The sequence below is a fragment of the Loigolactobacillus zhaoyuanensis genome (genome assembly GCF_003946385.1).
GTDB lineage: Bacteria > Bacillota > Bacilli > Lactobacillales > Lactobacillaceae > Loigolactobacillus > Loigolactobacillus zhaoyuanensis.
The window spans coordinates 22,572-29,934 of sequence record NZ_RHOE01000031.1 but is presented as its reverse complement, the minus strand read 5'-3'; the positions used below and the strand labels follow the sequence as shown (position 1 = coordinate 29,934).

Below are 7,363 nucleotides of genomic sequence, written 5' to 3'. Positions count from 1 at the left end.
TTCTGAGCTAGTGCTGTGACAATTTCTTTGGTAAACTGATTCATGGGGAAGCCTCCTGTGATGTTTGTTTAGACGCTAACTATCATAAGGGAGAGGCTTCCCTTTTTCAATTTCCAATAATTCATTTACACATAATTATTTAAACACTCCAGCACTTTACAGCTTTTTAAAAAAATTTGGATATAAAAAAGGGAGAGGCTTCCCTTTTTCAATTTCCAATAATTCATTTACACATAATTATTTAAACACTCCAGCACTTTACAGCTTTTTAAAAAAATTTGGATATAAAAAGGCACGAATGCCTATTCTTTGCTAAAATGAGTTCGTCTAAAAACCACTCAGAAAGAAGGATTCGTGTTGAACTCATTTTATCAAAAATCATCACTTTTAACCACCCTCCACGCCTATTTTTTTGATTTAAAAGCGGCTGGCTTGTCTAAGCCAATGGGCCTTAACTATTTTTGGTTGTGTCTAGCGTTGTTAGTGATCGGTGACCGCCACTCGATCCGCCACTTATTTGAACAATTTCTGGGCCGGGTGACGAAGCATTCTTTGAACACGTTTTATCGGGCTTTGGCAGTGATCGGTGACCACTTGCCACAGTTAGAAGTGCGCAACTTGACGTATTTACTGACCTTGATTCCCACTACTTGTCAGGACTTGCCCTTATTATTGGTTCTGGATGACACGGTCCAACCCAAGTTCGGCCACAAATTTACCGGCGTCAAATATCTATTCGATCACGCCGCACATACGGGTAAGCGGCTCGTCAATGCCCATGATTTCGTTACTTTAGGTCTGATGATCCCAACACAGCGGGACCAAGATGACCAGCCAGTTTATACGTTCTTGCCGTTAGCCACGCACCTTTATCAGGCGGAACAGGCGACCAAATACCAGCAAGCGGCGCAAATGATCAAGACGACTTTGAAATCGATCGCCAGCGACCAACAAGTGTTCCTACTGTGTGACAGTTGGTATCCCAAAGCTGAGATCAACCAACTGGTCATGACGCAACCTAATCTAGCTATGATCGCCAATGTGCGTAAAGATACCGCCATGTTTGGCTTACCCAAACGCACCGGTAAGCGCGGTCGGCCGCGGAAATATGGTGACCAGATCCATTTGGGAAATATTGCATTAAATCTTTGTTCGGCCGGAGATCAGATCGGTATAGTGCGGTGTCTGACACGCTTGATGCCCCAGCCAGTTTACATGATCCGCGTACAACGCAAGACGACTTGTCGTCTGTTCATGGCGACGAGCGCGCCCGAAGAATTAGCGGCGATCACAACCGAAACCCTAGCCGTTGATCCGACCCAGCTCACCTATCGGACGCCGGAGACCAGCGCCCCTGCGCCAGCGCTACGAGCGTTGGCCTACTATCAAAAACGTTGGGCAATCGAGACCTATTTTTATGAAATGAAAACATTCTGGCACTTCGGTGATTACGCCGTGCGTTCAGTAGCCAAGATTGAAGCCGATCATCATTTATTGAATACGGCGTATACCTTGATGATCGTATTGCCATTGACCCAACCTAGTTTAGCTTTTTTGGTAACCAAAAGTTTGCGTGAACGCAAACTCTGGTTAAGTCGGCAAATTCAAGCGGCGCTGTTTTTGGCTAGTTTAGCGCGGCAAGTGCAAAGGCGGTTAAAAACAACACCGGCCAAAGTGGTGATTCAGTGGTTGGCTTCTTGTTGGTCGGGGGTCAGTGAAAAGCTGTAAAGTGCTGTAAACACTCTTTTATTGCGATTTTTTATGGTGTATACTTGATAATATTGAACGAAAAACACCTAACAAATATTAGAAAATGATATAATATCAAAGACTGAAAAAGTTATGGAAATAATACGATTTTCTAGTTGTTTTAATTTATGGTACTAATTAAGAATTTGTGGAGGATAAGATGAAAACTGTTACGATCGTTATTCCATTTTACAATGAAGAAAGTGGGTTACAGGACTTCTATACTAGTTTAACTGGTACTTTAAACGAATTGCCAAAATTTAATTTTGAAATGCTGTTTGTAAATGACGGAAGTTCCGATGGCGGACTGAAATTGGTCGATGAATTGGCCACAAAAGATTCACGCGTCTCATACATAGACTTATCACGAAATTATGGGAAAGAAGTCGCGATGACAGCTGGTTTCGATTATGCAAAAGGTGATGCTGTGATCGTTATTGATGCTGATCTACAGCAGCCACCAGCAGTAATTAAAGAAATGATTCAATATTGGCAACAAGGATTTGATGATATATATGCAATTCGTAAAGAACGATTAGGCGAGAAGAAAACTAAAATATGGTTTTCAAAAACTTATTATCGACTTCTTGGTAAAATGACTCAAGAAAAAGTTTACCCTAATGCAGGTGATTTCCGATTATTGGACCGTAAAGTAGTTGACGCCTTATCCTCGATGCGAGAACAAGCACGTTATACTAAAGGACTGTATGGTTGGGTCGGTTTTAAGAAAAAAGCTATTACTTACATTGCTCAGCCACGTAAAAGTGGAATCACTAAGTGGAGTTTTTCTAAATTATTTAAATTAGCAGTTAATGGATTAACTGCATATACTACGGTACCGTTGCGTGCTTCGACATATATGGGTATACTCGTTTCTTTTTTTGGTTTCATTTATATGTTGATTGTTCTATTCCAGAAAATATCTGGGTTAGGTGACGTGTCTGGTTATGCATCCTTAATGATCGGTATCTTGCTTTTGGGTGGTGTTCAACTTATTTCCTTAGGGGTTATTGGTGAATATCTAGCTCGAATGTTTATGGAAACCAAGCATCGGCCACTTTATTTTATTGAAGACTACCATACTCACGATGAAGAGCAAAAAAAGGTGACTAAGTCATGAATTTAATTAATAGTACTAAGAAACTTTTGATCAAAAACATTGCACTGATTAATTACATATTTTTTGGGGTCCTGACAACGGCGGTCAATTTGGGCGTTTTCTGGTTGGCCAGTTCGCAACTACATTTATATTATTTATTAGCTAATTTAGTAGCTTGGTTTCTCTCCGTTGTGTTTGCGTTTTTTACCAATAAATATTTTGTTTTCAAATCACGCACAACTGGATTGTTACCCTTTCTAAAAGAGTTCTTGTTATTTTTATGGATGCGTGTCTTATCAGGTGTCTTTGATATGGGTTCAATGTTTGTTATGGTTTCAATGATCAAAATAGATGATGTAATTGCTAAGGTATTGACTCAATTTGTGATCGTCATTTTAAACTATACCTTTAGTAAGGCAGTGATTTTTAAAGATAGGGGAACAAAATGAGCAGACAGCGTAAGTTAAGGGGTACTTTTATTAAATATTTGGTAGCATTTTATCTACCAATTTTTATCATGCTAATGGTTTTTTTTGTAAAAGGGGTTTTTCCATTTGGTGATCATGCAGCAATTGCCAGTGATTTAAATAATCAGTATATCAGCTTTTTTGCATATTTCAAAAATCACTTCACCAATATTCATGATTTATTTTATTCATTTTCAATGAGTATGGGCGGCAATTTCTTTGGTATTTTTGCTTATTACTTAATGAGTCCGTTAAATATTATTGTTTTGTTCTTCCCAATAGCAAAATTACCGATTGCAATCACATTAATGATTTTAGTTAAAATCGGATTATTAAGTTGTAGTATGCTTTGTTTTCTCAACTATCATCAACGGAATAGTTCCAAAATTAATTCAATAAAATACGAAAATAAAGTTCAAAATCATAACTTACTCAATATTTGTCTTGCTAGTTCATTTGCATTGATGACTTACGAGGTGAGCTATGCGACTAATCTGATGTGGACCGATACAATCATCCTTTTGCCAATCGTGATTTTAGGCTTAGAAAAAATAAATAACCATGAACGTCCTTATGTCTACATAATTTCACTATTTTTCGCCATTCTATTAAATTATTACATTGGATTTATGGTGTGTATATTTGTCGCAATTTATTATGTCTACTGTTTATTGATCACCAAATTTAAATGGAATATTGAACTTAAACAGCAACTCAAAGCTAGTTTCTTTAAATTATTGTTATCAAGTGTGATTGGTGTGGGCTTATCTGCAGTGGCGTTGTTACCAGGGCTAAAAGCTGTTCAGAGTTTAAAAAGCAATCCATACCACTTTCAACTGACCGGGAGGTTCCAGCCATTAGATATGTTGAACCAGCTGTATTCTGGAGTAACAAATAATCAAGCATATCCATATCTTTATGGGGGTATGTTGGTGATAGTTTTATGCTTCATATACTTTGCTAGTAAAAAAATTAAGCTACCAGAAAAGATAACAACAGGTGCCTTTTTATTATTTTTAGCAATGACACAGGTCATACAGGGAACATATCAAATTTGGCATGGATTTAATTCGCCTAATGGTATGCCTAATCGTAATACTTTTTTATTTACATTCTTTTTGATAATTGTGGCTGACGAAGTTATCCTTAATGGTTCAATTAAGTTTACTTTAAAGACTTTATCTAATCTGATGCTTATCTATGTACTAGGTACTTTTCTACTTGGTAAATTAAATCCAAGTATAATAACGGTTCCATTGATTACAATAAACATATTGCTTTTTTTAGGAATTATAATTTCGCTTTATTATCTCAATCGTTTCAAAAAGTTAACTGCTGTGACGCTTTTGCTATTAATAGTTGCTGATTTAGGTTTTAATACGTATAGACATGCTTATTTCACGGGTATTTCAATTGATAGCTTTGCTAAATATACTAGTCAAGTTAGTCATGTTTTAAAGCAGTTACCTGACACAAAAAAAGATTTTTATCGTGTCGGCACTACGTTTGAACGATCAAATGATGATCCTTTATTATTTGATTATTACGGGTTGAGTAACTACAGTTCAGCTGAAAGTCCTGACACAATAAATCTATTACAAAAAATGGGCTACTTTCAAAACCATAATTGGTGGCGTTGGACTAATTTTAATAATGGGTCGACCTTTGCGGTAGATAGTCTGTTTGGGGTTAGATACGTTGTTCATAACGGTAGTGAGTCGATGAAATCTATGTTATATGGTTCTGCTGCAGAGCCTAACATTTACAATGGTACTGGCTCACAATTAGGTGGATATAATTTGAATTATAGTTCACCCTATAGTGAAAAAATATATTCCAAGAATGGTTATGACATATACAAAAATAAATATGCGCTTGGGTTAGTGAATCTTGTTGATAAAGGTGCATTGTCAGCAAATACAATAAAACGTGATACCAGTGCTGATCCATTTAAATACTTAAACCAAGTCTTTGATCAAGTATTAGCAACGGAAACGCCGATTTATAATGCAGAGAGTGTTGCAACTATTGAGACGACAAAATCAGGACAGCATGATTATCAAGTTCGAGTAGCTAATTCAGGACAGTTATATTTCTATTTACCTACTTCAAATAATACACAAACTGAAATTGATGGCTTACAGGTATTAAGTTCAGAGTTATTCGTTAATGGTAAAAAGCTATCAAAAATTAATATGCAACAACAAAATGGTATCACGTATTTAGGTAAGTTTAATGCTGGACAAATCGTGAATCTGAGTATCAGGACGAATAATAATGTCGCTAATGATATCAATACATTGAAACCAATTGTTTACCGTGAGGATTCAAAGAAGGTTGCGACAGCTTTAGCATCAGTAAAAAAGAATAAGGTTACTCATTTAAAGGTTTCGACAAAGCAAATTTCTTTTGCAATAAAAAAAGGACAAGATAAACACAAGATTGTAATGTTAAGCTTACCTTATGATCAAGGATGGCAGGCTTTTGAAAATGGCCGCCAAATTAAGATACATAAGGCCTTAGATGGGCTTATGGCAATTACACCAACGACAAAAGAAAATAGCCAAATTATACTCAAATATACCCCAGTAGGATTGAAATTAGGTCTCGGGGTAACGGGTATTAGTTTAATTGGTTTAGGTGTGTACACTTGCTTTATCGAGGTAGGCTTTAAGCGTAAAAAAATTAAGTAGGGTTATAGTCGTAATGAACTAATTCGTTAGTAAATTTAAAAAAGTATTGTTAGATAAAACTCGGCGGTATCCAATATTATAAACCCAAAGAAAACCTCACCTGAATTGGATGTAAGCTGATTCCTGAGACAACTTTTAAGAGAGGGTATAATGAATAAATCATCTCTCAAAAGGAAGGAATTTTTACATGCCAACTCGTTACGACAAAGAATTCAAACAAAACATTATCAACCTATATAAGCAAGGCGAATCAGCTGCCCAACTGGCCAGAGAATATGGCATTGGCTATTCAACAGTTCATAAGTGGATCCAGGGCCAGGCCAAAACTCAATCCGGTAAATCGCCAGACGAAATCAAAGTGATGGAAAAGCGACTGGCTTCGCTGTCTGAGGAGAACGAAATCCTAAAAAAAGCCCTGGGCTTCCTTGCGCAGAAGTAACCAATATCTTTGATTACATTCACCAAGAAAGCCATCACCACCAGGTAACCAAGATGTGCCGAATCCTCGGTGTTTCCAGAGCTCAGTATTATCGTTATCGATCCCCCAAATCTTCAAAACGCCGGGCCGAAGATGCGGACTTGAAACAACGGATTCTGCGGATTTTTGCGGAATTTAAGCAGCGATACGGTGTTATGAAGATCCCCCATGAATTGAATCTGGAACTTCAACCACTGCAGCTTCGGTGCAGTCCACGACGGATTTCCCGGCTCATGAAGGAACTGGATATCCACTCCGTTACCGTCAATAAGTGGAAAGCGGCTTCGGCTTCCAAAACCAAGGTTGAACAGCGTCCCAACTTGCTTAAGCAGGATTTCTCGACCACTGGTTTAAATCAAAAATGGACCGCTGATATGACCTATATTCAAACGAAGCATAATGGCTGGTGTTACTTATCAACCATCATGGACCTGCACTCACGACGGATTATCGGCTATTCGTTCTCAAAAAAGATGGATACTGATTTAGTCTTAAAGACCCTTGAAAGCGCGGTTAAAAATCGAACCATTACTGGGGACCTGATTATCCATACGGATTTAGGATCACAGTATACCAGCGATGATTACAACCAACGTTTAACTGAGCTACATATCCGCCACTCATACAGCCGTAAGGGTTGTCCGTATGATAATGCGCCAATGGAATCCTTTCACGCTTCCCTCAAAAAGGAATGTGTTTATCCAGTGCCGGTCTTTGAAGATTATGAAACTGCCGCTGCCGTCCTTTTTGAATATGTGCATGCTTTCTACAATAGGAAGAGAATTCATAGTTCACTGGGCTACCAGACCCCCTTACAAGTTGAAATTGCAACACTTACGAGCCAAATGGCCGCCTGATTTAATGCTTTCCAGGGTTC

6 protein-coding genes are annotated in these 7,363 nt (G+C 37.9%); all 6 read left to right on the top strand.

Features of this window, described 5'->3' with window-relative positions; all coding sequences use genetic code 11:
- Nucleotides 1–354 precede the first annotated feature (354 nt).
- A complete protein-coding gene (locus EKM76_RS07780; protein ID WP_145955951.1) occupies nt 355–1,728 on the top strand; it encodes an IS701 family transposase in 1,374 nt (457 codons plus the stop codon).
- Nucleotides 1,729–1,909: 181 nt separating this feature from the next.
- The gene (locus EKM76_RS07775; RefSeq protein WP_125550123.1) at nt 1,910–2,869 is read left to right on the top strand and encodes a glycosyltransferase family 2 protein; all 960 of its coding nucleotides are present in this window, start codon (nt 1,910–1,912) and stop codon (nt 2,867–2,869) included.
- Nucleotides 2,866–3,297: a GtrA family protein gene (locus EKM76_RS07770; RefSeq protein WP_125550122.1), complete on the top strand. Its 432-nt coding sequence runs from the start codon at nt 2,866–2,868 to the stop codon at nt 3,295–3,297. The genes EKM76_RS07775 and EKM76_RS07770 overlap by 4 nt, the downstream gene beginning before the upstream one ends.
- Nucleotides 3,294–6,008: a YfhO family protein gene (locus tag EKM76_RS07765; protein ID WP_125550121.1), complete on the top strand. Its 2,715-nt coding sequence runs from the start codon at nt 3,294–3,296 to the stop codon at nt 6,006–6,008. The genes EKM76_RS07770 and EKM76_RS07765 overlap by 4 nt, the downstream gene beginning before the upstream one ends.
- Nucleotides 6,009–6,195: 187 nt before the next feature.
- Nucleotides 6,196–6,447 carry an IS3 family transposase gene (locus EKM76_RS13775; RefSeq protein WP_003586983.1) on the top strand — a complete coding sequence of 84 codons (252 nt, stop codon included), beginning with the start codon at nt 6,196–6,198 and terminating at the stop codon, nt 6,445–6,447.
- A 5-nt stretch (nt 6,448–6,452) separates the two neighbouring features.
- Complete coding sequence (locus EKM76_RS07755; protein ID WP_318531404.1) at nt 6,453–7,343, top strand: IS3 family transposase; 891 nt, start codon at nt 6,453–6,455, stop codon at nt 7,341–7,343.
- The last annotated feature ends 20 nt before the right edge of the window (nt 7,344–7,363 follow it).

Bases quoted from the DNA above. Each gene is read 5' to 3' on its own strand.
- EKM76_RS07775 (WP_125550123.1), top strand. From the start codon at position 1,910: ATGAAAACTGTTACGATCGTTATTCCATTTTACAATGAAGAAAGTGGG.
- EKM76_RS07770 (WP_125550122.1), top strand. From the start codon at position 2,866: ATGAATTTAATTAATAGTACTAAGAAACTTTTGATCAAAAACATTGCA.
- EKM76_RS07765 (WP_125550121.1), top strand. From the start codon at position 3,294: ATGAGCAGACAGCGTAAGTTAAGGGGTACTTTTATTAAATATTTGGTA.
- EKM76_RS13775 (WP_003586983.1), top strand. From the start codon at position 6,196: ATGCCAACTCGTTACGACAAAGAATTCAAACAAAACATTATCAACCTA.